The 21,217-nt window shown below is 68.0% G+C and carries 20 protein-coding genes; 5 read left to right on the top strand and 15 right to left on the bottom strand.

From position 1 onward, the window contains the following. Nucleotides 1-4 precede the first annotated feature (4 nt). Both kdpA and B3E91_RS01280 read right to left on the bottom strand, forming a co-directional pair. Complete coding sequence (gene kdpA / locus B3E91_RS01285) at nucleotides 5-1,702, bottom strand: potassium-transporting ATPase subunit KdpA (protein ID WP_287028034.1); 1,698 nt, start codon at nucleotides 1,700-1,702, stop codon at nucleotides 5-7. 5 nt (nucleotides 1,703-1,707) lie between these two features. Next, nucleotides 1,708-1,797 carry a K(+)-transporting ATPase subunit F gene (locus B3E91_RS01280; protein WP_273233715.1) on the bottom strand — a complete coding sequence of 30 codons (90 nt, stop codon included), beginning with the start codon at nucleotides 1,795-1,797 and terminating at the stop codon, nucleotides 1,708-1,710. Between the two features lie 208 nt (nucleotides 1,798-2,005). On the opposite strand from B3E91_RS01280, the gene B3E91_RS01275 reads away from it, so the two are divergent. The 4 genes from B3E91_RS01275 to B3E91_RS01260 all read left to right on the top strand — a co-directional run bounded on the left by B3E91_RS01275 (nucleotide 2,006) and on the right by B3E91_RS01260 (nucleotide 6,067). Continuing rightward, nucleotides 2,006-2,533, top strand: coding sequence for an SMI1/KNR4 family protein (locus B3E91_RS01275; RefSeq protein ID WP_287028033.1), 528 nt, complete (start codon nucleotides 2,006-2,008; stop codon nucleotides 2,531-2,533). 18 nt (nucleotides 2,534-2,551) lie between these two features. Continuing rightward, nucleotides 2,552-4,201 (top strand): hypothetical protein, encoded by a 1,650-nt coding sequence (locus B3E91_RS01270; protein WP_287028032.1) that lies wholly within the window; start codon nucleotides 2,552-2,554, stop codon nucleotides 4,199-4,201. Between the two features lie 46 nt (nucleotides 4,202-4,247). Beyond that, nucleotides 4,248-5,378, top strand: coding sequence for a hypothetical protein (locus B3E91_RS01265; RefSeq protein ID WP_287028031.1), 1,131 nt, complete (start codon nucleotides 4,248-4,250; stop codon nucleotides 5,376-5,378). Nucleotides 5,379-5,467: 89 nt separating this feature from the next. Next, entirely contained in the window at nucleotides 5,468-6,067 is a 600-nt protein-coding gene (locus tag B3E91_RS01260; protein WP_287028029.1) for a sugar O-acetyltransferase, read from the top strand. Between the two features lie 721 nt (nucleotides 6,068-6,788). On the opposite strand, the gene B3E91_RS01255 is transcribed toward B3E91_RS01260, so the two are convergent. From B3E91_RS01255 to B3E91_RS01240, 4 genes are read right to left on the bottom strand one after another with little or no spacing between them, the layout of a single operon-like run. Further along, the gene (locus B3E91_RS01255; protein ID WP_090225002.1) at nucleotides 6,789-7,496 is read right to left on the bottom strand and encodes a type 1 glutamine amidotransferase; all 708 of its coding nucleotides are present in this window, start codon (nucleotides 7,494-7,496) and stop codon (nucleotides 6,789-6,791) included. Continuing rightward, nucleotides 7,496-8,665, bottom strand: coding sequence for an aspartate aminotransferase family protein (locus B3E91_RS01250; protein WP_287028027.1), 1,170 nt, complete (start codon nucleotides 8,663-8,665; stop codon nucleotides 7,496-7,498). Before B3E91_RS01250 ends, B3E91_RS01255 begins: the two co-directional genes overlap by 1 nt. Then, nucleotides 8,658-8,897 (bottom strand): hypothetical protein, encoded by a 240-nt coding sequence (locus B3E91_RS01245; RefSeq protein ID WP_273233722.1) that lies wholly within the window; start codon nucleotides 8,895-8,897, stop codon nucleotides 8,658-8,660. The genes B3E91_RS01250 and B3E91_RS01245 overlap by 8 nt, the downstream gene beginning before the upstream one ends. After that, on the bottom strand, nucleotides 8,894-9,592 hold the full coding sequence (locus B3E91_RS01240) for an MOSC domain-containing protein (protein ID WP_273233723.1): 699 nt from the start codon (nucleotides 9,590-9,592) through the stop codon (nucleotides 8,894-8,896). Before B3E91_RS01240 ends, B3E91_RS01245 begins: the two co-directional genes overlap by 4 nt. A 101-nt stretch (nucleotides 9,593-9,693) precedes the next feature. On the opposite strand from B3E91_RS01240, the gene B3E91_RS01235 reads away from it, so the two are divergent. After that, nucleotides 9,694-10,593, top strand: a complete 900-nt coding sequence (locus B3E91_RS01235) for a LysR family transcriptional regulator (RefSeq protein ID WP_090225009.1) — start codon at nucleotides 9,694-9,696, stop codon at nucleotides 10,591-10,593. A gap of 2 nt (nucleotides 10,594-10,595) precedes the next feature. Here B3E91_RS01235 and B3E91_RS01230 read toward each other — a convergent pair whose 3' ends face one another. The 9 genes from B3E91_RS01230 to bioF all read right to left on the bottom strand — a co-directional run bounded on the left by B3E91_RS01230 (nucleotide 10,596) and on the right by bioF (nucleotide 21,133). Continuing rightward, a complete protein-coding gene (locus B3E91_RS01230; RefSeq protein ID WP_287028024.1) occupies nucleotides 10,596-11,489 on the bottom strand; it encodes a DMT family transporter in 894 nt (297 codons plus the stop codon). 372 nt (nucleotides 11,490-11,861) lie between these two features. After that, complete coding sequence (locus tag B3E91_RS01225; RefSeq protein WP_287028022.1) at nucleotides 11,862-13,640, bottom strand: acyl-CoA dehydrogenase C-terminal domain-containing protein; 1,779 nt, start codon at nucleotides 13,638-13,640, stop codon at nucleotides 11,862-11,864. 133 nt (nucleotides 13,641-13,773) lie between these two features. Further along, nucleotides 13,774-15,069 (bottom strand): GGDEF domain-containing protein, encoded by a 1,296-nt coding sequence (locus tag B3E91_RS01220; protein ID WP_287028020.1) that lies wholly within the window; start codon nucleotides 15,067-15,069, stop codon nucleotides 13,774-13,776. Nucleotides 15,070-15,245: 176 nt separating this feature from the next. Next, nucleotides 15,246-17,051, bottom strand: a complete 1,806-nt coding sequence (locus B3E91_RS01215) for a phenylacyl-CoA dehydrogenase (protein ID WP_273233726.1) — start codon at nucleotides 17,049-17,051, stop codon at nucleotides 15,246-15,248. A 314-nt stretch (nucleotides 17,052-17,365) separates the two neighbouring features. After that, the gene (locus B3E91_RS01210; protein WP_090225016.1) at nucleotides 17,366-17,635 is read right to left on the bottom strand and encodes a hypothetical protein; all 270 of its coding nucleotides are present in this window, start codon (nucleotides 17,633-17,635) and stop codon (nucleotides 17,366-17,368) included. A 90-nt stretch (nucleotides 17,636-17,725) separates the two neighbouring features. Beyond that, nucleotides 17,726-18,409 (bottom strand): dethiobiotin synthase, encoded by a 684-nt coding sequence (gene bioD, locus B3E91_RS01205; RefSeq protein ID WP_287028015.1) that lies wholly within the window; start codon nucleotides 18,407-18,409, stop codon nucleotides 17,726-17,728. 37 nt (nucleotides 18,410-18,446) lie between these two features. Continuing rightward, nucleotides 18,447-19,244 (bottom strand): malonyl-ACP O-methyltransferase BioC, encoded by a 798-nt coding sequence (bioC, locus tag B3E91_RS01200; protein ID WP_287028013.1) that lies wholly within the window; start codon nucleotides 19,242-19,244, stop codon nucleotides 18,447-18,449. After that, nucleotides 19,237-19,959 (bottom strand): alpha/beta fold hydrolase, encoded by a 723-nt coding sequence (locus tag B3E91_RS01195; protein WP_287028011.1) that lies wholly within the window; start codon nucleotides 19,957-19,959, stop codon nucleotides 19,237-19,239. Before B3E91_RS01195 ends, bioC begins: the two co-directional genes overlap by 8 nt. Continuing rightward, nucleotides 19,952-21,133, bottom strand: a complete 1,182-nt coding sequence (bioF, locus tag B3E91_RS01190; RefSeq protein WP_287028009.1) for an 8-amino-7-oxononanoate synthase — start codon at nucleotides 21,131-21,133, stop codon at nucleotides 19,952-19,954. Before bioF ends, B3E91_RS01195 begins: the two co-directional genes overlap by 8 nt. Nucleotides 21,134-21,217 lie beyond the last annotated feature (84 nt).

Below are 21,217 nucleotides of genomic sequence, written 5' to 3'. Positions count from 1 at the left end.
CTCCTTATTGGCCCAGCAGGCTGAGGTGTTCGGCGAGCGGGCCGAGGGCCAGTGCCGGGAGGAAGGTCAGGCCGCCGACCAGCAGGATGGTCAGGGTCAGCAGGGTGACGAACAGCGGGCCGTGGGTCGGGAAGCTGTCGCTGCCCAGTGGCGCGCGCTTCTTCTGCGCCAGGCTGCCGGCGATCGCCAGCACCGGCAGGAGGTAGCCGAAGCGCCCAAGAAGCATGGCCAGGCCGAGCATCAGGTTGTGGTAGACGGTGTTGGCGCCGAAGCCGGCGAAGGCCGAGCCGTTGTTGGCGCTGGCCGAGGTGTAGGCGTAGAGGATCTGGCTGAAGCCGTGCGGACCGGGAGTGCTCACCGATGCCAGCGGGCCGGGCAGGCTGGCGGCGAGTGCGCCGAACACCAGCACGCCGACCGGCATCACCAGCAGGGTCGCCACCAGCAAACGGACTTCGCGGGCCTCCAGTTTCTTGCCGAGGTATTCCGGGGTACGGCCGATCATCAGCCCGGCGAGGAACACGGCGATCAGGACGAACAGCAGCATGCCGTAGAGGCCGGCACCGACGCCGCCGAAGATCACCTCGCCGAGCATCATGTTGAACAGCGGCATCAGCGAGCCGAGCGCGCTGAAGCTGTCGTGCATGGTATTCACCGAGCCGTTCGAGGCGGCCGTGGTGGTCACCGCCCAGAGGCTCGAGGCGGTGATGCCGAAGCGGCTTTCCTTGCCTTCCAGCGAGCCGGCCTGCTCGATCGGCAGGCCCGCCAGCAGCGGGTTCGGCTGGTACTCCGCGTACAGCGTCAGGCCCAGGCCGATGACGAAGACGATCAGCATGCTCGCCAGCAGCGCACGGCTCTGGCGCAGGTCCCTGACGTAGTGGCCGAAGGTGAACAGCAGCGCCGCCGGGATCAGCAAGATCGAAACCACCTCGAACAGGTTGCTCCAGGCCGTCGGGTTCTCGAACGGGTGCGCCGAGTTGACGCCGAAGAAGCCGCCGCCATTGGTGCCCAACTGCTTGATGGCGATCTGGCTGGCCGCCAGGCCGAGGGGAATGCTCTGCGGCTGGCCTTGCAGGGTCAGCGCGTCGACGTAGGGCTGGAAGGTCTGCGGCACGCCCTGCCAGACCAGCAGCAGCGCCAGCAGCAGGCAGAGCGGCAGCAGGCCGTAGAGCGTGGCACGGGTCAGGTCGACCCAGAAGTTGCCGATCTCCCGTGTCGAGCGCCGGGCGATACCGCGGCAGAACACCGCCAGCACGGCCAAGCCCACCGCGGGGCTGATGAAGTTCTGCACGCCGAGACCGAGCATCTGGCTGAAGTAGCTGAGCGTCGACTCGCCGCTGTAGGCCTGCCAGTTAGTGTTGCTGACGAAGCTGATCGCGGTGTTCAGCGCCAGGCTCCACTCGACGCCGGGCAGCTTCTGCGGATTGAGCGGCAGCACTCCCTGGAACAGCAGGATGGCGAACAGCAGCAGGAGGCTCGCCAGGCTGAAGACCAGCAGCGATGCCGCGTAGCCCTTCCAGTCCTGGGCCGCTCCGGGCTCGAGCCCGCAGAGCCGGTAGCAGCCGCGTTCCAGCGGGCCGAGCAGCGGGCTGAGCAGGGTGCGCTCGCCCTCCATCGCCCGGTACAGGTAGCGCCCGAGCCAGGGTGCCGGTGCCAGCACCAGGACGAAGAAGGCGATGAGTTGCCAGTAGTCGGAGGTCTGCATGGCGCCTAGCTCCGCTCGGCGCGCAGCAGCGCCACCAGCAGGTAGATGAACAGCCCCGTGGCCAGGGCCAGGGACACGCCGTCGAGAATGCTCATGGATTTCGCTCCTTGTCGGCGGACCGTCCGCCTGGCGCCATTCTCGGCAGCGGCGGCGTAAAGGAACGAGATGCGCAGGCCTGGCGCGGCGTAAAGAATTCATAAAGGCGCGCGAGCCCGGGCGGTTGGCGAACGGATCGAGTTCCCGTAGAGTCGCCGGAAAGCTGGCGCCTGAATAATGACTCTCATCGGATCACGAGCGGCAACCATGTCGGAAGCGATGGATACGCGGGTTCTCTGGAAACGCCTCGAAACCTGGCTGGCGGGCCATGATCCCGCGCGCCTGGCCGACCTAAACCCGCCGGCCTCCGAGTCCGCCGTGCGCGAACTGGAGCGCGTGCTGGGCGTGGCCCTGCCTGCTGACTTCAGCGACTGCCTGAAGGTCCACGACGGCCAGCGCGGCCAGGCGGGCGCGTTGTTCGACGGCAACCTGTTCCTGCCGATCCGCCACATCGCGATGAGCTGGTCATCCTGGACCGAGCTGCTCGACGACGGCGATTTCGACGGCCGCGTCGCCCGCCCGGACGCCGGCATCCGCGAAGGCTGGTGGCGACGCGGCTGGGTGCCGTTCGCCTCCAACGGCGGCGGCGACTACCTGTGCCTGGACATGGTGCCGGCCGCGCAGGGCCGCGTCGGGCAGGTCATCGAGGTGCTCCATGACGTGCCGCAGCGCGTGCTGGTGGCGCCTTCGTTCGCCGCCTGGTTCGGCGACTTCATTCACCGCAAGACCGTCTGAGCGAGGCAGGGAAACGCCATGCAACCCACCACCATGACCCGCGAGCAACGCCTGCAGAAGCTCTTCGATGACTGCCAGCAACACGTGCTGTCGCAGGTGATCGGGCCTTTCGGGCTGTCCACCGCGATGTTCAAGGACGTCGACCGCAACGGCGGCAACGTCACCACGCTGCACAACTTCTCGCGTGAAGACGACGACTACGTGGCGACCGACTCGGACAAGGCGCTGCACGGCCAGTCGCGCAAGGAATACGACAGGTCGGTGCGTGCCGAATACGAGGTCGACACCCAGGCCAAGGCGGATACCGCCGGCGGCAAGACCTGGGATGACAAGCGCACCGAGCGGATCGAGCGCGGTCAGGACGAATACACCGGCGAGGCGGTGCACGCCGACGGCACGGTGGACCTGAAGAACGGCAGCCAGGCCCGCGCCGAGCTGGATCACGTGGTGTCGATCTCCGAGGTGCACAACGACCCGAAGATGCACCTGGCGCTGGGCCAGGTGAGCGAGGACGGCCGTGTCGACGTCAGCCGCATCCGCGAGATGGTTAACGCCGACGATAACCTGGCCCTCACCAACCAGCCGCTGAACGGCTCCAAGGGCGACGAGGACCTCGCCGAATGGGCGGCCACAGAACGCAAGGACGGCCAGACCAACGCCGAGAAGTTCGGTGCCGAACAGGATCGGGTGGATGAGAAGTACGCCACCGCGCGCGAGCATGTCGACCGCACCGCCAACCACGCGTTGCTGAAGAAACAGGCCACCGAGCTGTTCACCACCGGGGGCAAGCAGGCCGCGCTGATGGGCGCGCGCCAGGCGCTGGGCGTGCTGCTGACCGAACTGGTCAACGGCCTGTTCAACGAGGTCAAGCTGCTCATCCGGCAGGGCGTCGAGGTGGGCAAGAGCCTGCTGGAGGAGATCGGCCAGCGCCTGCTGCGCATCGCCGAGCAGGTGGTGAAGAAGGTCCCCGCCGCGCTCTCGCAGATGATCGAGGGCGGCGTCAGCGGTTTCGTCAGCAACCTGCTGACCTTCCTGCTGAACAACTTCCTGTCCACCGCCAAGCGCTTCGTCACGGTGATCCGCGAGGGCCTGCTCGGCCTGTTCAAGGCGGCGAAGATGATGCTCTTCCCGCCCGCGCACATGACCCGCGAGCAGGCGATGCAGGAAGGCCTCAAGCTGCTCGGCACCCTGGTCATCAGTTCGGTGGGCATCCTGCTCGGCGAGACGGTGGCGGTGTTCATGGCCAGCGTGCCCTTCCTCAAACCGTTCGCCGACCTGCTCACGCCAGTGCTGATCGGCACCCTCAGCGGCCTGCTCTCGGCCTTCCTCGCCTACCAGATCGACTGCTGGTTCGACCGTCATGCGCGCGAGGAGAAGCTGCTCGACGAGCTGATCGCCAACGCCGGCCGCCACGAGGCCGTCGCCGGCGAGCTGGTGAGCCTGTCCGAGGCCGCGCTGGGCAATGTCGCGCTCTATACGCAATCCATCGAGCTGAACCGCCAGACCGGCGCGGCCCTGGGCGCCGCCGGGTTGGCCTCGGCCGCCACCCTGGCCAGTCTGGAGCAGGCGCTGGAGAGCACCCGCGGCCAGGTCGAAAGGAGCTGGCAGATGATCGGCCGCATCGACGAGAGCCAGGCCGACATTGACGACTTCCTCAAGACCCTCTGAGCCCCACTCTCTTTCCGCACTCAATGCCGTAGCAGGACGCCAGACCATGCCCAGCCAGACCCGCACCTCGACGAAAGGCTCCCAGGAACTGCAGATCGTCCAGGCGTTCTCCAGCCTCGAGGTGCCCGAGCGGATCATCCGCGAGAGCAACATCAAGGAGCTGCTCCAGGGTCTGAGCGCCGATCAGGAAAAGGTCCTGTCCGAGGCCGACCGCCTGAACAGGCTGCGCGGGGAAAAGAAGGACGGGAACTTCGTCGGCAACTGGTTCCACGGCCGCAGCGACAAGATTCAGGAAGCCCAGCTCGACCTCAACGCCTCGATCGGCCAACTGACGCAGAAATCCTCGCAACTGCTGGTGGTCAACACGGCCATCTCCAAGGTGCTCAGCGATCAGCAGAAACTTCTCCTGCAACAGCAGAACCTGCTGAAGCAGCAGGCCGACGAGCTGGTAGCGCAGAACCAGCGGATTCTCGACCAGCAGGTTCAACTGGGCGAGCAGCAGCAAGCGATCAACGCCGCCAACCAGGGGTTGCTGGAGGCCAAGGGGCTGACCCAGGAGCAGGCGCAGCAACTGGTGGGCTGCGTGAAGCAGGTCAGGGAAGCCGAGCAGCGCATCGACGCCGCCAATCGGGCGCTGCGCGACGAGGTGACCCGCGACCTGGGCGTCGCCAGCGCGCAGTGCGTCAGCCAGCTGGGCGTCGGCTTCGCCAACCTCGAACAACGGCAGACGGAAAACGCGCGACAGCTGAGCGATGCCTTGCAGGCGCAGGCCGAGCGCAACAAGGACGAGTTCGCCCGCTTCGCCGAAGACGGCCAGCGCCTGCGCGACGATATCGACCGCCGCCTGCAGGAGCAGGACAGGACGCTCGCCGGCCAGGCCGCCGAGGCGACGCGCGTGCAGGCGGCGCTGGAGCAGCGTCAGCAGGCGCACGCCCAGGCGCTGCAGGAACAGCTCGGTGCCCATGAAGCGGCGACCCTGCAACAGGCCGCGTCATTGCGCGAGTCCTTCGACCAGTCGCGGCAGGCGCTCGAGCTGGACCTTTCGCAGCGGTTGCTTGCCCTGCAGGCGGGCCATGACCGGCGTTTCGGCCAGCAACGCCTGGCGTTGACGGGTGCCAGCGTACTGGCGCTCGCCGCGCTGGGCTGGCAGGCGGCGGTGCACTTCGCGCTGATCTGAGGTCCGCCGAGCATTTCATCGGAGCGCTGCGCATCCTCGCTCTCGCGGGAGTCGAAGGGAGCATCGACGACAGGCAGCGAGGCGGACCGATGAACAGCAATCGCGAGAAAATGCTCGCTGGCGAGCTTTACCAACCCTGGGACCCAGAGCTGGTCGCCGCACGTGCCGCGGCGCGGGTGTTGATGCACGCGTTCAACGCCAGCGCGGAAAACTCCGCCGAGCGCCACGAGCTGCTCGGCAGGATCCTCGGCTCAGCGCAGGGCGAGCCCTACATCGAATCGACCTTCCGCTTCGACTACGGCTTCAACATCCATGTCGGGCGGAGCTTCTACGCCAATTTCGACCTGCTGATCCTCGACGCCGCGCCGGTGCGCATCGGCGACGACTGCCTGATCGGACCGGGTGTGCACATCTACACCAGCACCCATCCGCTGGACATGGGCGAACGCGTCTCCACCCTTGAAAGCGCGCGGCCGGTGACCATCGGCAACGGCGTCTGGATCGGCGGGCGCGCGGTGATCAATCCCGGTGTCAGCATCGGCGACGGCGCCATCATCGCCTCGGGCGCGGTGGTAACCCGCGATGTGCCGGCGTTCACGCTGGTCGGCGGCAACCCGGCGCGGCTGATCCGCCAGCTTGAGACGCACCCTGCGGCGGAACCCCGGAATGGACCCATCCCTCGCCCGTAGGGTGCGCCATGCGCACCAACTGCACCGCATGCCCCGCTGGTGCGCGCGGCGCACCCTACGGCGGAGCTCCGGAATGGACCCGCCCTTCGCCCGTAGGGTGCGCCATGCGCACCAACCGCACCGCATGCCCACTGGTGCGCGCGGCGCACCCTGCGACGGATCTCCGGAATGGACCCGCCCTTCGCCCGTAGGGTGCGCCATGCGCACCAACCGCACCGCATGCTCCCACTGGTGCGCGCGGCGCACCCTACGGCGGAACCCCGGAGTGGACCCGCCCCTCGCCCGTAGGGTGCGCCATGCGCACCAACCGCACCGCATGCCCCGCTGGTGCGCGCGGCGCACTCTGCGGCGGAACCCCGGAGTGGACCCGCCCATCGCCCGTAGGGTGCGCCATGCACACCAACCGCACAGCATGCCCACTGGTGCGCGCGGCGCACCCTGCGACGGATCTCCGGAATGGACCCGCCCTTCGCCCGTAGGGTGCGCCATGCGCACCAACCGCACCCATGCCCCGCTGGTGCGCGCGGCGCACCCTACGGCGGAGCTCCGGAATGGACCCATCCCTCGCCCGTAGGGTGCGCCATGCGCACCAACCGCACTGCATGCCCACTGGTGCGCGCGGCGCACCCTGCGGCAGTCGAGCCCTGAAAAAGAAAACCCCGCACCCAGGCTGGCCGGTGCGGGGTGACGCGAAATCCGCGGAACGAGGTTCGTGTGGGCACTAGCGCATCGCGGCGTGCGGCCCGGAAAGGTAGTCGAGCAGGCGGAACAGGCTGATCTTCAACGTGCTGCACAGGCTCAGGCCCTGGCGGATGGCCGCGGCATCCTGCACCGCGCCGCGGCCCTGAAGGTCTTCGGCGCAGGCGCCGAGCAGCGCCTCGATGCTGTCCGGCGTGCTCTCCAGGTGGTATTGCAGGGCGATCACACGCTCCTTCCAGATGAACCCCTGGCATTCGCACGCCGCCGAGCCGTACAGGGGAATCGCCCCTGAAGGCAGCTCGAAGTTGCGTTCGTGCCAGTGCAGCGCCATCAGCCGCTGCGGCAGCATGCGGCCGAGCGGCGAGCTTTGTGCCTGGGCATATTTCTCCACCGGCCACCAGCCGACCTCGGCCTGGCCGACGTCGCGTACCCGCGCGCCGAGCGCGTCGGCGATCAGCTGACCACCGAAGCCGATGCCCAGCAGGCGCTTCTGCGTCTTCAGCGTTTCGCGGATCAGCCGTTTCTCGGCGCTCAGCCAGGGGTAGTCGGCTTCGTCGTCGACATCCATCGGGCCGCCGAGAACGATCAGCAGGTCGAAATCATCGATCTCGGGCAGGGCCGCGTTTTCGTACAGTGCATGCACGCGAGCCCAGAGGGCGCGCGATTCCAGCCATGGGCCGATGCGGCCGAGGCCTTCGAAGGACGCATGTTGCAGGATCGAGACGCGCATCAGGCCACCTCCGCCGTAGCGGTCTTCGCTCGCGCCAGGGCGGCGGCGAGTCGTTTGAGCATTTCTTCGACATTGGCCCCGCTGACCGTCAGCGCCGGCGAGAAGCGCAGGCAGTGCGCATGCGGCGCGCTGATCAGCAGGCCTTCGGCCAGCGCCGCGCGGACCACCGCCGGGGCGTCCAAACCGAGCAGCGGCAGGCCGATCAGCAGGCCGTGTCCGCGCAGCGGGCCGTGGCCGCTGCGCCGTGACAGCCGTGCCAGGCCCTCGCGCATGCGCTCGCCGACCTCGCGGATGTGTTCGAGGAAGCCCGGCTCCAGGGTCGCCTGCAGCACCGCGAGCCCGGCACTGGTCATCAGCGGGTTGCCATGCAGCGTGCCGCCCAGATCACCGGGCTCAAAACACCCGGCGTTGCCGCGCGCCAGCAAGGCGGCCAGCGGAACGCCGCCGCCGAGGCCCTTGCCGAGGGTGACGATGTCGGCGCGCACGCCGTACAGCTCCTCGGCGAGCAGCGAGCCGCAGCGGCCGATGCCGGTCTGCACTTCGTCGAGGATCAGCAGCAGGCCGCGCTCGCGGCACAGCCGCTCCGCGCCCTGCAGGTATTCCAGGGTCGCCGGGATCACGCCGGCATCGCCCTGCACCGGTTCGAGCAGGATCGCCACGGTATCGTCGTCGACCGCGGCCTGCAGCGCGGCGAGGTCGTTGAACGGCACCGAGCCGAAGCCGTTGCGCGCCTCGCCCTGTTCGGACAGCGCGCCGAAGGTCAGGCCGTGGCCGCTCTGGCTGGCGCTGATCACCTTGCGCGCGCCGCCGCGATGCAGGCGGCCCCATTTGCGCGCCAGTTGCACCGCGGCTTCGTTGGCCTCGGCGCCGCTGTTGAGGAAGTACGCCTGTTCGCTGCCGGTGGCCTGGCACAGCCGCGCGGCGAGCTTGAGCAGGCTGCGGCTGTAGAAGCTCGGGCCGGGGTTGAGCAGGTTCTCGGCCTGACGCTGCAGTGCTTCGACCAGCGCGCTGGGGCTATGGCCGAGGCTGTTGGCGGCGCCGCCCTGGTGGAAGTCCAGGTACGCGCGGCCGCCGCTGTCCCACAGCCAGGAACCCTGGCCGCGGACGAAAACCTGCTCCGGACGCTCGATCGTATGCATCAGGCGCAGGCGGGCCTGTATGTCACGCATGTTCGCCGCCGCCCTGTTGCAGGTACTCGACACGGATCTGCCGGCGACCGTGGTGGTTCAGACCGAGCACGCGGCGCAGTTCGCGACCTCCCTCGACGACCAGCACGAAGCCCTGCTCCGGCGGAAAACGCTCCGCCAGCAGGCGGCGTACCTGGCGGTACTGCGCGCTGCGGACGGTCAGCTCGGCCAACTGCATGTCGCCGTCGAGCAGGGTGATCCGATAGTCGCTCATGCGCGCAGCCCCTCCGGCGCCTGGCCATACAGGCGGGCGCTCCAGTCTTCGATGCGGCCGGTGGCCAGGCGCCGCGCGGCGGTGTCGCGCCAGCGCACGCTGAGGTCGTGGCAGGAGACCAGCTGCTGCAGGCCGGCGCGCTCCAGCGGTGCCTGGTAGAAGCTGCGGATCGCCTGGGCCACGGTCAGCCCCGGGTAGTTGCGCTGAACCAGTTGCAGGCTGTTTTCCGGGCTGACGAAACCGGCCTTGAGTACGCGGTAGTACCAGCCGAAGCGGCCGCTCTCCTGCGCCCATTGCGGCATTTCGGCGATCCCGCTGCGGTGGCTCAGGCGGTAGCACGGGGAGCGCGGCTGGCTGACCTGCAGCAGCGCGTCGCCCCAGCGGAACACGTCGCCGATGCACACGCGGTTTTCCAGCAGGCCGTAGGTGGACAGGTTTTCGCCGAAGTCCGGCGCCTTCCAGTCGATCTGCGGAAGCACGCGTTTCCAGTGGGCATAGTGCTCGGCGGGATAATGGTGCAGGACGCGCTCGGGGCCGCCGTGGAAGCGGATGTCGCCCTGTTCGTCGCTGCCCAGGCCTTGCGGCCACAGCCAGAGCCGATGGTTGATCGGCTGCTTGTCGGTCGCGCTGATCAGCCCGACACCGATCTCTTTTGCTTTGCCTATGAATAAACCGTTGACCTTGATGGCTTTCATCGCCGTTCTCCGCACCGAGCCCTCGCTCTGTGGGGCTAGATTAAGAGCGGCAGGGGGATGCGGATATTTCGATTTTTCAGATTCATTGATAAGCTCTGCTTATGGATTTTCGTCAGCTCCGTTACTTCGTCGCGCTCTACGAGGAAGGCCATGTCGGTCGCGCCGCCGAGCGCCTGAGCCTTTCGCAGCCGGCGCTGTCCCAGCAGATCCGCGGGCTCGAGCAGGGTCTCGACGTCAGCCTGTTCCAGCGCAGCGGCAAGCGACTGCTGCCGACCCTTGCCGCCCACACCCTGTACAACCATGCGGTCGCGCTTCTCGACGGCATGGAGCGTGCGCGCGAAGCGTTGCGCAGTTTCCGCGGCCAGGCGCCGCGCAGCCTCGCCATCGGCGTGCTGCAAACGGTCAACGCCAGCCTGGTGCCGATGCTGCTGGAGCGTCTGCGCGAGGCGCAGCCGCAGCTGGTGGTGCAGATCTACGAGTTGTCTGGTATCGACATCGAGCGGCGCCTGCTCACCGGCACCCTGGATGTCGGCATCGGCTTCCTGCCGCCGCGCCAGCCGGGGCTGCATTCGCTGCCGCTGTACGAGGACGAGCTGCAGCTGGTGATTCCGGCCGAGCACCCGCTGAAGGAATTCAAGAAGGTCTCCCTGACCCAGGCCGCGGAGCTGCCGATGCTGCTGTTGGGCGAGGAATTCCGCGTGCGGCAGATCTGGCAGGAGCAACTCGCTGCGCTCGGTCGACGCCCGCGCGTGCAGGCCGAGCTGAACCAGATGGGCGGGATTCTCGACAGCCTGGCGCAATCCAACCTGGCCACCGTGCTGCCCGGCCGCGCGCGCCAGGTCAACGCCACCGACCGCCTGTTGTGGAAGCCGCTCAGCGAGCCGCGCGTGCTGCTGCAGGTCGGCCTGGTGTTCCGCGACGCGCAGCGCCAGCAGGCGACGCTGGAGCTGTTGCGCTCGCTGCTGGAAGGGATCAACCCGCCGCGCGACGGGCTGAACTGAGGCTACTTCGCCTCGTCGCGCGGCGGACGCAGCACCAGCCAAAGGGCCAGGGCGATCAGCACGCCGCCATACAGGTAGGCCCAGGACAGCTCTTCGTCGAGCAGCAGCACGCCCCAGAACACGCCGAACGCCGGGACCAGAAAGGCCACGGTCATCGACTTGACCGGGCCGATGTCGGCGATCAGGCGGAAATACAGGATGAAGGCGAACGCCGTGCAGACCACGCCCAGCCCCACCAGCGCCGCCCAGGTGAGTGGATCGCCCCAGTGCGCCTGCGACTGGCCGGGCAACGCCCAGAGCATCAGCGGCAACAGGCTGAGGGTGGCGCCGACCTGGCTGGCCAGGGCCAGCAGGCGGCTGTCCAGTCCGCCGCGCTCGCTCACCCAACGTCGCGTGAGGAAGCCGGATAGCCCGTAGCAGGAGGTCGCCACCAGGCAGGCCGCGGCGCCCCAGGCCAGGTTGAGGTCGAACGCCACCGGCCCGGTGCGGCTGAGCACGGCGACACCGGCCAGGCCGAGCAGCACGCCGGCGCCCTTGCTCGCGGTGAGCGATTCACCGAAGAACAGCGCGCCGATGAGGACGCCCATCAAGGGCGTGGTGGCGTTGAAGATCGCCAGGTAACCGGCCGGCAGGTGCTGCGCGGCGACCGCGTACATGGCGAAGGGCAGCCCGGCGCTGATCACCCCGAGCAACAGTACGCGGCCGAGCAGGCCACGGAAGTCCCATCGGATGCGCAGCACGAGGACGATCAGCGCCAGGCCCAGGCAGGCCATCGATACGCGCCCGAAGGCCGTGGGTAGGGTGCCGATCTGCGGCACCAGCATCCGCACGAAGAGGAAGCTGGCCCCCCAGATGGCGGCGAGGCTGATCAGGCGAAGGTAATCGGCAGCGCGCATGGGTCGATTCCGCGGGAGTGGGTGCCGAGTGTTGCCATCCACGCGTCCTCTGGCAATCCGATTTCGGCTTTTGCGGCTTTTTCCGGGCAATAAAAAACCCCGCCGAAGCGGGGTTGATTGATTTCGACTTCCTTGATCCGCCGCCAATCCGTAGCGGGTTCCGACGTATCCGTGTTCGACCTTGGCGCTTCCTGCGCGACGTCCTTGGAGCAGGAGAATACGCAGGCGTCACATGGCTGGGTAGAGGCGGAAAGCCATCACGCTTTGTAAGCTTTGGCTTACACGGTAGGCCATTCGCCAGTAGCGCCTTCCTTTTTCTTCACCCATAAAAAAGCCCCGCGCTGGCGGGGCTTTTCAGTGCATCGCGAGCGGTCAGAACTGCGCGGCGTCCAGCAGGTACAGCGACTCGCTACCGGCCTTGACCGACGCCGTAAGCGAATGGATACGCGGCAGCAGGCGGGCGAAATAGAAGCGCGCGGTGCCGAGCTTGCTGGCGTAGAACGCATCCTGGGTTTCCTTGCCCAGCGCGGCGCGCGCCATCAGCGCCCACATGTAGGCGTAGGCGGTGTAGCCGAACACGTGCAGGTATTCCACCGATGCAGCGCCGATTTCGTTGGGGTTGCTCTGCGAGCGGTCGAGCAGCCAGGCGCTGAGCTCGTCGAGGTTCTTCACCGCCGCGTCCAGCGGTACGGTGAATTCGGCGAGTTCGCTGCCGGCGGACGTGGTGAACGCCTTGATCTCGTCGGAGAAATGCTTGTAGAACGCGCCGCCGCTGCCGACGATCTTGCGCCCGACCAGGTCCAGCGCCTGGATGCCGTTGGTGCCTTCGTAGATCTGCGTGATGCGCACGTCGCGCACCAGTTGCTCCTGGCCCCATTCGCGAATGAAGCCGTGGCCGCCGAACACCTGCTGGCCGTGCACCGTTGTTTCCAGGCCGAGGTCGGTGAGGAACGCCTTGGCTACCGGAGTGAGCAGGGCGACCAGGTCCTCGGCGCGTTTGCGCTGGGCCGGGTCCTCGCTGAACTTGGCGGTGTCCAGCTGCATCGCGACGTAGGTGGAGAAGGCGCGGCCACCCTCGTTGCTGGCCTTCATGGTCAGCAGCATGCGTCGCACGTCGGGGTGCACGATGATCGGGTCGGCGGCCTTGGTCTTGTCCTGCGGACCGGTCGGCGCGCGGCTCTGGATACGCTCCCGGGCGTACTCGACGGCGCTCTGGTAGGAGCGTTCGCCCGACGCGAGGCCTTGGATGCCAACGCCCAGGCGCTCATAGTTCATCATGGTGAACATCGCCGCGAGGCCCTTGTTGACGTCGCCGACCAGCCAGCCGGTGGCGCCGTCGAAGTTCATCACGCAGGTGGCTGAGGCCTTGATGCCCATCTTGTGTTCGATCGAGCCGCAGCTGACCGCGTTGCGCTCGCCCAGCGAACCGTCGGCGCCGATCATGAACTTCGGCACCAGGAACAGCGAGATGCCCTTCGGCCCGGCCGGTGCGTCGGGCAGTTTGGCCAGCACCAGGTGGATGATGTTCTCGGTGAGGTCGTGTTCGCCGCCGGTGATGAAGATCTTGGTGCCGGAGATCTTGTAGCTGCCGTCGGCCTGCGGCTCGGCCTTGGTGCGGATGATGCCTAGGTCGGTGCCGGCGTGCGGCTCGGTCAGGCACATGGAGCCGGCCCAGAGGCCGGCGTACATGTTCGGCAGGTAGGCGTCCTTCAGCTCGTCGCTGGCGTGGGCGTTGATCGCCAGGCAGGCGCCGGCGGTGAGCATCGGGTACAGGCCGAACGACAGGTTGGCCGAGTTGACCATCTCTTCGACCTGCGCGCCGATCACCTTGGGCATGCCCATGCCGCCGTAGGCCGGGTTGCCGCCGACGCCGACCCAGCCACCCTCGGCATAGGTGCGGTAGGCCTCGACGAAGCCGGCCGGGGTGCTGACCACGCCGTCCTTCCACTGGCAGCCTTCCTCGTCGCCGCTGCGATTCAGCGGCGCGATGCTGCGTGCGTTGACCTTGCCGGCCTCCTCGAGGATGGCTTCGGCGGTGTCGGCGTCCACGACTTCGGCCAGCGCCGGCATCTCGGCCCACAGACGGGCCACGTCGAAGACTTCGTTGAGGACGAAACGCATATCGCGCAGGGGCGCTTTGTAGTCAGCCATGGTGCATACCTCGAGATCGGCCGGCCTCGGTGACCGGTGCTTGATTCCACGAGTCTAACCGAAGACCTTTTCAGAGACGTAGGTTCATGTTGTGACCGGGCGGACAGCTTTCGATCCCTTGATCACGCCGCTTTCAGGCGCCGCGCTGCGGCTTCAGGCGCACCGCGCCGCGGCGGTTCTGGCCCTGCACGAAGACCCGGTTGCGCCCGGCGCTCTTGGCGCTGTAGAGCGCCTGGTCGGCGGCTTTCAGCACCGCGTCGGCGCTGCGCAGCTCGTCGCTGCGCGCCGCTACGCCGAGGCTCATCGTCACCGACACGGCCTCGACCTGGGTGTTGCTGCGCAGGTTGCGGCCTTGCAGATTGTCGGCCGGGCGCTGCTGCCGGTCGCGCAGTTGCAGGCTGTAGGACTCGATGGCCTGGCGCACCGCTTCCAGGTGCGGCAGGCAATCGTCGGCGTCCTTGCCGGTGAACAGCAGGGTGAATTCCTCGCCGCCGTAGCGGTAGGCCTTGCCACCGCCGCCCACCTTGCGCAGCTGCGCGGCGACCATGCGCAGCACCTGGTCGCCGACGTCGTGGCCGTGGGTGTCGTTGAATTTCTTGAAGTGATCGACATCGCCCATGGCGATCACGTAGCTGCGGGGCAGGCGCTGCAGGCGCTCGTTCAGCGCACGTCGGCCGGGCAGCCCGGTGAGTTCGTCGCGATAGGCCATCTGGTACGCCTCGTGGGCCAGCGCGGCGGTCTGCGCGAGCATCACCAGGCTGCTCATCACTCCCAGCGCGTGCGGCAGGATGAACACCTTGGGCAGCATCCACAGCAGCCCGGCCAGACCGATCAGTTGCGCGGCGTGCGAGGGGCGCGGCTGGCGCAGGTACTGGATGGCGAGCAGCAGCAGGGCGCCGGCGAACGCGAAGTAGGCGAGCTGCACCAGGCTCATCCACTGGCCGTGCAGCAACGGCCAGTAGACCTGGGTGGTCACGCTCAGCAGGCCCTCGGGAAAGCGGCGGGCGAGGGCCACGACGACGCCCAGCGTGGCCAGCAGCACGGCGGTGCGGGCGATCAGGTCCTGCAGCAGGTGGGCGCGCTCCTGCCATCCGCCATACAACCCATAGAGCAGTGGCAGCAGCAGGCTGCCGAGGTGGAACACCAGCGCGGCGTCGGCGCTGGCCGCGCCGGTAAGGCGGAAATGGTCGACCTCGTTGTCGAGGAAGAAATACAGCAGGTACACCACCAGCAGCAGGAACAGCTGGCGGACACGCCCGTAGACCAGGCAGAACGCCCCGCCGAGCAGCAGCAGCAGGGTGGGCAGCACGTTGAACAGCGAGGTGAAGAACTCGGTCATCTGCGCCAGGGAGCCGGCCACCGCACCGCCGCCGACCAGCAGCAGCGGTACGAAGAAATGACTCGGACGAAAGGAGGCGAGATTCCGCACGCGGGATACCGGTCGATGGCGTTGGATCGATCAGGGGCACCTATAGTGGCATTTTCGCCCCGGCGGCGGGAGATCGCGATGCCACGGCTTTTCGTCGACCGACGAGGCGTCGGTCGGCAGCAACAAAAATGCCGCTCACCTCGCGGTGAGCGGCATCGTGAGAACCGGCCCTCGGCTTAGTAGCCCAGAGCGAAGTCCTCTTCGGCCATGTCCATCAGGTTGTCGGCGCCGGACAGCATGGTTTCCACATGGGTGCGGGTGCGCGGCAGGATGCGTGCGTAGTAGAAGCGCGCGGTCTGCAGCTTGGCCTTGTAGAAGGCTTCGTCGCCGGTGCCGGCGGCGAGCTTCTCGGCTGCCAGGCGGGCCATGTCGGCCCAGAAGTAGGCCAGGCAGACGTAGCCCGAATACATCAGGTAGTCCACCGAAGCGGCGCCGACTTCTTCGCGGTTCTTCATCGCGGCCATGCCGACCTTCATGGTCAGCTCGCCCCATTCCTTGTTCAGCTTGGCCAGCGGTGCGACGAATTCCTTCACCGCGTCATTGCCTTCGTTGGCCTGGCAGAACTTGTGGACGATCTTGGTGAAGCCTTTCAGCGCTTCGCCCTGGGTCATCAGCACCTTGCGACCCAGCAGGTCCAGGGCCTGAATGCCGGTGGTGCCTTCGTACATCATCGAGATGCGGCAGTCGCGCAGGTTCTGCTCCATGCCCCACTCGGCGATGAAGCCGTGGCCGCCATAGATTTGCATGCCATGGGAAGCGGACTCGAAACCGACTTCCGTCATGAAGGCCTTGGCGATCGGCGTCAGGAACGCCAGCAGGCCGTCGGCCGCCTTGCGCGCTTCCTCGTCCTGGCTGTGCTGGGTGATGTCGACCTGCTTGGCGGTGAAGTACACCATCGCGCGGTTGCCCTCGGCGAAGGCCTTCATGGTCAGCAGCATGCGGCGCACGTCCGGGTGCACGATGATCGGGTCGGCAGCCTTGTCGGGCGCTTTCGGGCCGGTCAGCGAACGCATCTGCAGACGTTCGCGGGCGTACTTGATACCGCCCTGGAAACCGACTTCCGCATGCGCCAGGCCTTGCAGCGCGGTGCCCAGGCGAGCGGTGTTCATGAAGGTGAACATGCAGTTCAGACCCTTGTTCGCCGGGCCGATCAGGAAGCCGGTGGCACCGTCGAAGTTCATCACGCAGGTGGCGTTGCCGTGGATGCCCATCTTGTGTTCCAGCGAGCCGCAGGAAACGCCGTTGCGCTCGCCGACACCGCCTTCGGCGTTGGGCAGGAACTTCGGCACTATGAACAGCGAGATGCCTTTGGTGCCGGCCGGTGCGTCGGGCAGGCGCGCCAGCACGATATGGACGATGTTCTCGGCCATGTCGTGTTCGCCGGCGGAGATGAAGATCTTGGTACCGGAAACCTTGTAGGAGCCGTCGGCCTGCGGTTCGGCCTTGGTGCGCAGCATGCCCAGGTCGGTGCCGCAATGCGGCTCGGTCAGGCACATGGTGCCGGTCCATTCACCGGAGACCAGCTTGGTCAGGTAGGTCTGCTGCTGTTCGGCGGTGCCGTGGGCGGAGATGGTGTTCATCGCGCCATGCGACAGGCCGGGGTACATGCCCCACGACCAGTTGGCCGAGCCGACCATTTCGCTGACCGCCAGGCCGAGGGATTCCGGCAGGCCCTGGCCGCCGTGCTCGACGTCATGCGCCAGGCTCGGCCAGCCGCCTTCGACGAACTGCTTGTAGGCTTCCTTGAAGCCGGTTGGCGTCTTCACGCCTTCCGGGCTCCAGGTGCAACCTTCCTGGTCACCGACGCGGTTCAGCGGAGCGATGACTTGCTCGCAGAACTTCGCGCCTTCTTCGAGGATGGCGTTGACCATGTCCGGAGTGGCGTCTTCGCAGCCGGGCAGGCTCTGGTAATGCGCTTCGTAACCGAGCAGTTCGTCGCGTACGAAACGGATATCGCGCAAGGGGGCCTTGTAGTCAGGCATAACGGTAAACCTCTGCGGTGGGTTCGTAGTGTAAGAGCCACTCACGGGCTCTCTGGGGCGACCGGTGCGCCGGTCTTGGCATCGCATCAAATCGCTGGCGGCCGACAGGGCCGCCAGGCATCAAACAGGCGTTTGAAACATACGTTCGCGTTCTGGGCTTGTCAACCCTGGGCCAAAGACGCGGGGACACCATTCGGCGCTTTGGACAGTGACTTTAGTCTAGGTGTTGCCCGGCAAACGCGCAGGCGTGCGCCCGAGCGAGGGTGCTCGAAGGAAACCGGGAAGGTCTGTTGCCAGCGGGCGCTGGCGAGGTATCAGGCGCGGATGTCGATCAGGGTGCCGAGCGCGTCGTCGGCGGTTTTGACGACTTTTGCGTTGACCTGCACGTCCTGCTTGCCGGCCTGCAAATCGACCAGGCTGCGCGCCAGGTCGTCGTTCTCACGCACCTGCGACGAGGTTTCCTCGATGCCGTCGCCGCGCGCAGCCGACTGGCTGGCGATCTCGCCGGCGGCGCGGTCGACGCGCTGCTGGCCGGCCTGGATGCCGCTGAAACCGCTGCTGAAGGCACTTCCTGAAATTTGCATGGCGAAGGCTCGGGGAAAACGTTTGAGTGGTTATTGAAACAGAGTCGTCGTAGCTAGCGTACTGGCAATGGGCTATGTAAACCGCCGTGCTTAGAACCCGAGCGCTGCCAGGTCCAGATGCGCGGCGACGCTTGCAGCATCGGCGCGATCCAGGCGCGGCACGCGGCCGAGGCAGGGTGCCGGCAGGCGCTCGTTCAGCGTGGCGAGGTTTTCCTCCAGACGCGAGGTCTGCGCGTCAACCAGATTGGCGACCCAGCCGGCCAATCGCAGGCCGTCGCGCTGGATGGCTTCGGCGCTGAGCAGCGCGTGGTTGATGCAGCCCAGACGCACGCCCACCACGAGAATCACCGGCAGGCCGAGAACGATCGGCAGGTCGGACAGGCTGGCCGTGCCGGCCAGGGGAACGCGCCATCCGCCGGCACCTTCGACCAGGGTGAAGTCGGCTTGGCGGGCGAGGATCGGCCGTACCGCATCGACCAGCGCCGGCACGTCCAGCCGCACGCCGGCCTCGCGGGCGGCGAGATGCGGCGCGATCGGCGGCGCGAAGGCCAGCGGGTTCACTTCCTCGTAGCGCAGCGCGACGCTGCATTCGGCGAGCAGGGTGAGGGCGTCGTCGTTGCGCAGGCCGGCGTCGGTCAACTGGCAGCCGGAGGCGACCGGCTTGGCCGCCGCCGTCGAGAGGCCGGCGCGGCGGGCGGCGTGGAGCAGGCCGGCGGCGATGGTGGTCTTGCCGATTTCGGTGTCGGTGCCGGTGACGAAGTAGGCGTGGTTCATGCGTTGGTTTTCACTCGATGGCGGGGCGCAGGTTCGTTCAAGCCTTGCGCAAGATACCGTAGACCACCTGGTAGGTCGCCGGCAGGCCGAGCGGCTGGCGCTGGCGCTCGTAGGCCTCGACCAGCGCCCGCACCCGCGCGCGACCGGTCAGCCCGCCGGGACGGCCAGGGTTGAGGTTGTGCGCGCCGAGCGCCTTGAGTTCGTGGGTCAGCTGGCGCAGGTCGGGGAAATGCAGGACCTCGGCGCATCGCTCCAGGCCGACCAGGCGCAGGCCGCTGGCGGCGCACAATTGCTGGTAATCCTCGAAGCGGCGGAAGGCGTTGACGTGGACCAGGCCGTCGACGGCCTGCCAGCTGTCGCGCAGTTCCTGCAGGGTGCCGACGCAGAGGCTGCTGAAGGCCAGGCAGCCACCGCTGCGCAGTACCCGTTGGGCTTCGTCGAGCACGCCGGCGAAGTTGCCGCACCATTGCAGCGCCAGGCTGCTGAACAGCAGGTCGACGCTGGCGTCGCGCAGCGGCAGGTGTTCGGCGTCGCCGGCGACGAAGTGGGCCGCGCCGCCCAGCGGCCGGGCGTGACGGAGCATGCCCTCGGCGATGTCCAGCGCCAGCCCTTCGGTGCGTGGGAAGCGGGCCGCCAGCACGCGGGAGAAATGCCCGGTGCCGCAGCCCAGGTCGAGCCAGCGCGCGGGCGCCAGGTCAGCCGGCAGGCGCGCGAGCAGGGCGTCGCCCACCGTGCGCTGCAGGCCGGCGACGCCGTCGTAGCTGGCCGCGGCGCGGGAGAACGAGGCGGCGACACTGCGCTTGTCGGGGCGCGTCGAGGCGGCGGGCTCAGTCATCTACGGCGTCGCCGATGAAGCCCAGCAGCGCCCGCGCGACCTGGTCCGGGCATTCCAGCGGCAGGCCGTGGCTGGCGTCGAACAGTTCCACTTCCAGGTCCGGCAGCCAGGCCAGCAGGGCGTCGGCGGCGGCCACCGGCACCAGTGCGTCGTGGCGGGCGAACAGGTGCAACTGCGGGCCGGAATAGGCGCGCAGGGCGGCACGTCCGTCCAGCTCGGCGAGCAGGCTGAGGCCGGCATCCAGCGCCTCGATGGGCGTGCGCGGCTGGGTCACCTGGAGTTGTCGGGCGAGCGTGCGCGGGTCGAAGGCGCCGCGGCTGGCGAGCAGGCTGAAGCGCTTCAGGGTCTGCTCGGCGTCCAGGCCGAACGCCTGGCGGAAGGTGGCGAAAATCTCCGCGGGCATCGCCGTGGGCCAGTCCTCGCGGTTGGCGAAGCAGGCGTTGCTGGCGAAGGTGATCAGCCCCGGACAGGCCTCGCCGCGGCGGGCGGCGAGCTGGGTGGCGAGCATGCCGCCGAGCGACCAGCCGGCCAGCCAGGCTTCGGCCGGCAGGCGTGCGTCGAGCTCGTCAAGCCAGGCGCCGGGCGCGGCGTTCTCGGGCAGCTCGGCGATCTCCACGCGCAAGTTGGGCGCGCGTTGTTCGAGGGCTTCCTGCAGCGGTTGCAGCGCGGCGGCGCCGAAGCTCCAGCCGGGCAGCAGGATCAGGCGGTCACGCATCGGCGCCGGTCTCCGTATTCAGTTGGTGCCAGGCGTTGGCGAGGGCGTCGAGCAGACGGTCGACCTGCGCCTCGCTGTGGGCGGCGCTGAGGGTCACGCGCAGCCGCGCGCTGCCGGCGGGCACCGTCGGCGGACGGATCGCGCCGACCAGCAGGCCGCGCTCGCGCAGCAGACTGGACAGGCGCAGGGCGCGCGCGCTGTCGCCGATCAGGATCGGCTGGATCGGCGTCGGGCTGTCCATCAGCTGCAGGCCGATGCGCGCGGCGCCGTCGCGAAATTGCGCGATCAGCCGTTCCAGGTGCTCGCGCCGCCAGCGCTCGCCGCGCAGCAGTTCGAGGCTCTTCAGCGTCGCGCAGGCCACGGCCGGCGGCTGGCTGGTGGTGTAGATGTAGGGGCGGGCGAACTGGATCAGGGTTTCGATCAGTTCCTCGCTGCCGGCGACGAACGCGCCGGCGGTGCCGAACGCCTTGCCGAGGGTGCCGACCAGTACCTGCACGTCATCGCTGCCCAGGCCGAAATGCTCGACAATGCCACCGCCGCCGGCGCCCAGCGGGCCGAAGCCGTGGGCGTCGTCGACCATCACCCAGGCGCCCTTGCTGCGGGCGGTGGCGCAGAGCGCCGGCAGGTCGGCGAGGTCGCCGTCCATGCTGAACACGCCGTCGGTGACCACCAGGGTGTTGCCGCTGGCCTTCTCCAGGCGCTTGCCCAGGCTCTCGGCGTCGTTGTGCAGGTAGCGCGAGAAGCGCGCGCCGCTGAGCAGGCCGGCGTCGAGCAGGGAGGCGTGGTTGATGCGGTCTTCCAGCACCGTGTCGCCCTGGCCGACCAGCGCGGTGACGGCGGCCAGGTTGGCCATGTAGCCGGTGGAAAACAGCAACGCACGCGGGCGGCCGGTGAATTCGGCGAGGGCCAGTTCCAGTTCGTGATGCGGGCCGCTGTGGCCGATCACCAGGTGCGAGGCGCCGCCGCCGACGCCCCAGCGCGCGGCGCCGTCCTGCATCGCGCGGATCACTTCGGGGTGATTGGCCAGACCGAGGTAGTCGTTGGAGCAGAACGCCAGCAGCTCGCGGCCATCGACCTGCGCCAGCGGGCCTTGCGGGCTCTCCAGCAGGGGCCGTTGGCGATAGAGATGGGCGGCGCGGCGCTCGGCGAGGCGGGCGGAGAGATCGAAGGTCATGGTGATCCGATTGCTGGAGCGGAGGACAGGGTCAGGCCGCGGTGCGGGATTGCCCTCTCCCCGACCCTCTCCCATGAAGCGGAG

It is taken from the genome of Pseudomonas sp. UBA6310 (assembly GCF_002438225.1).
Taxonomy (GTDB): domain Bacteria; phylum Pseudomonadota; class Gammaproteobacteria; order Pseudomonadales; family Pseudomonadaceae; genus Pseudomonas_O; species Pseudomonas_O kuykendallii.
This window is presented reverse-complemented; position numbering and strand designations above follow the sequence as displayed.

What these genes read in the sequence shown, in the direction of transcription:
- kdpA (WP_287028034.1), bottom strand. Translation starts at nt 1,702, where the DNA reads ATGCAGACCTCCGACTACTGGCAACTCATCGCCTTCTTCGTCCTGGTG.
- B3E91_RS01280 (WP_273233715.1), bottom strand. Translation starts at nt 1,797, where the DNA reads ATGAGCATTCTCGACGGCGTGTCCCTGGCCCTGGCCACGGGGCTGTTC.
- B3E91_RS01275 (WP_287028033.1), top strand. Translation starts at nt 2,006, where the DNA reads ATGTCGGAAGCGATGGATACGCGGGTTCTCTGGAAACGCCTCGAAACC.
- B3E91_RS01270 (WP_287028032.1), top strand. Translation starts at nt 2,552, where the DNA reads ATGCAACCCACCACCATGACCCGCGAGCAACGCCTGCAGAAGCTCTTC.
- B3E91_RS01265 (WP_287028031.1), top strand. Translation starts at nt 4,248, where the DNA reads ATGCCCAGCCAGACCCGCACCTCGACGAAAGGCTCCCAGGAACTGCAG.
- B3E91_RS01260 (WP_287028029.1), top strand. Translation starts at nt 5,468, where the DNA reads ATGAACAGCAATCGCGAGAAAATGCTCGCTGGCGAGCTTTACCAACCC.
- B3E91_RS01255 (WP_090225002.1), bottom strand. Translation starts at nt 7,496, where the DNA reads ATGCGCGTCTCGATCCTGCAACATGCGTCCTTCGAAGGCCTCGGCCGC.
- B3E91_RS01250 (WP_287028027.1), bottom strand. Translation starts at nt 8,665, where the DNA reads ATGCGTGACATACAGGCCCGCCTGCGCCTGATGCATACGATCGAGCGT.
- B3E91_RS01245 (WP_273233722.1), bottom strand. Translation starts at nt 8,897, where the DNA reads ATGAGCGACTATCGGATCACCCTGCTCGACGGCGACATGCAGTTGGCC.
- B3E91_RS01240 (WP_273233723.1), bottom strand. Translation starts at nt 9,592, where the DNA reads ATGAAAGCCATCAAGGTCAACGGTTTATTCATAGGCAAAGCAAAAGAG.
- B3E91_RS01235 (WP_090225009.1), top strand. Translation starts at nt 9,694, where the DNA reads ATGGATTTTCGTCAGCTCCGTTACTTCGTCGCGCTCTACGAGGAAGGC.
- B3E91_RS01230 (WP_287028024.1), bottom strand. Translation starts at nt 11,489, where the DNA reads ATGCGCGCTGCCGATTACCTTCGCCTGATCAGCCTCGCCGCCATCTGG.
- B3E91_RS01225 (WP_287028022.1), bottom strand. Translation starts at nt 13,640, where the DNA reads ATGGCTGACTACAAAGCGCCCCTGCGCGATATGCGTTTCGTCCTCAAC.
- B3E91_RS01215 (WP_273233726.1), bottom strand. Translation starts at nt 17,051, where the DNA reads ATGCCTGACTACAAGGCCCCCTTGCGCGATATCCGTTTCGTACGCGAC.
- B3E91_RS01210 (WP_090225016.1), bottom strand. Translation starts at nt 17,635, where the DNA reads ATGCAAATTTCAGGAAGTGCCTTCAGCAGCGGTTTCAGCGGCATCCAG.
- bioD (WP_287028015.1), bottom strand. Translation starts at nt 18,409, where the DNA reads ATGAACCACGCCTACTTCGTCACCGGCACCGACACCGAAATCGGCAAG.
- bioC (WP_287028013.1), bottom strand. Translation starts at nt 19,244, where the DNA reads ATGACTGAGCCCGCCGCCTCGACGCGCCCCGACAAGCGCAGTGTCGCC.
- B3E91_RS01195 (WP_287028011.1), bottom strand. Translation starts at nt 19,959, where the DNA reads ATGCGTGACCGCCTGATCCTGCTGCCCGGCTGGAGCTTCGGCGCCGCC.
- bioF (WP_287028009.1), bottom strand. Translation starts at nt 21,133, where the DNA reads ATGACCTTCGATCTCTCCGCCCGCCTCGCCGAGCGCCGCGCCGCCCAT.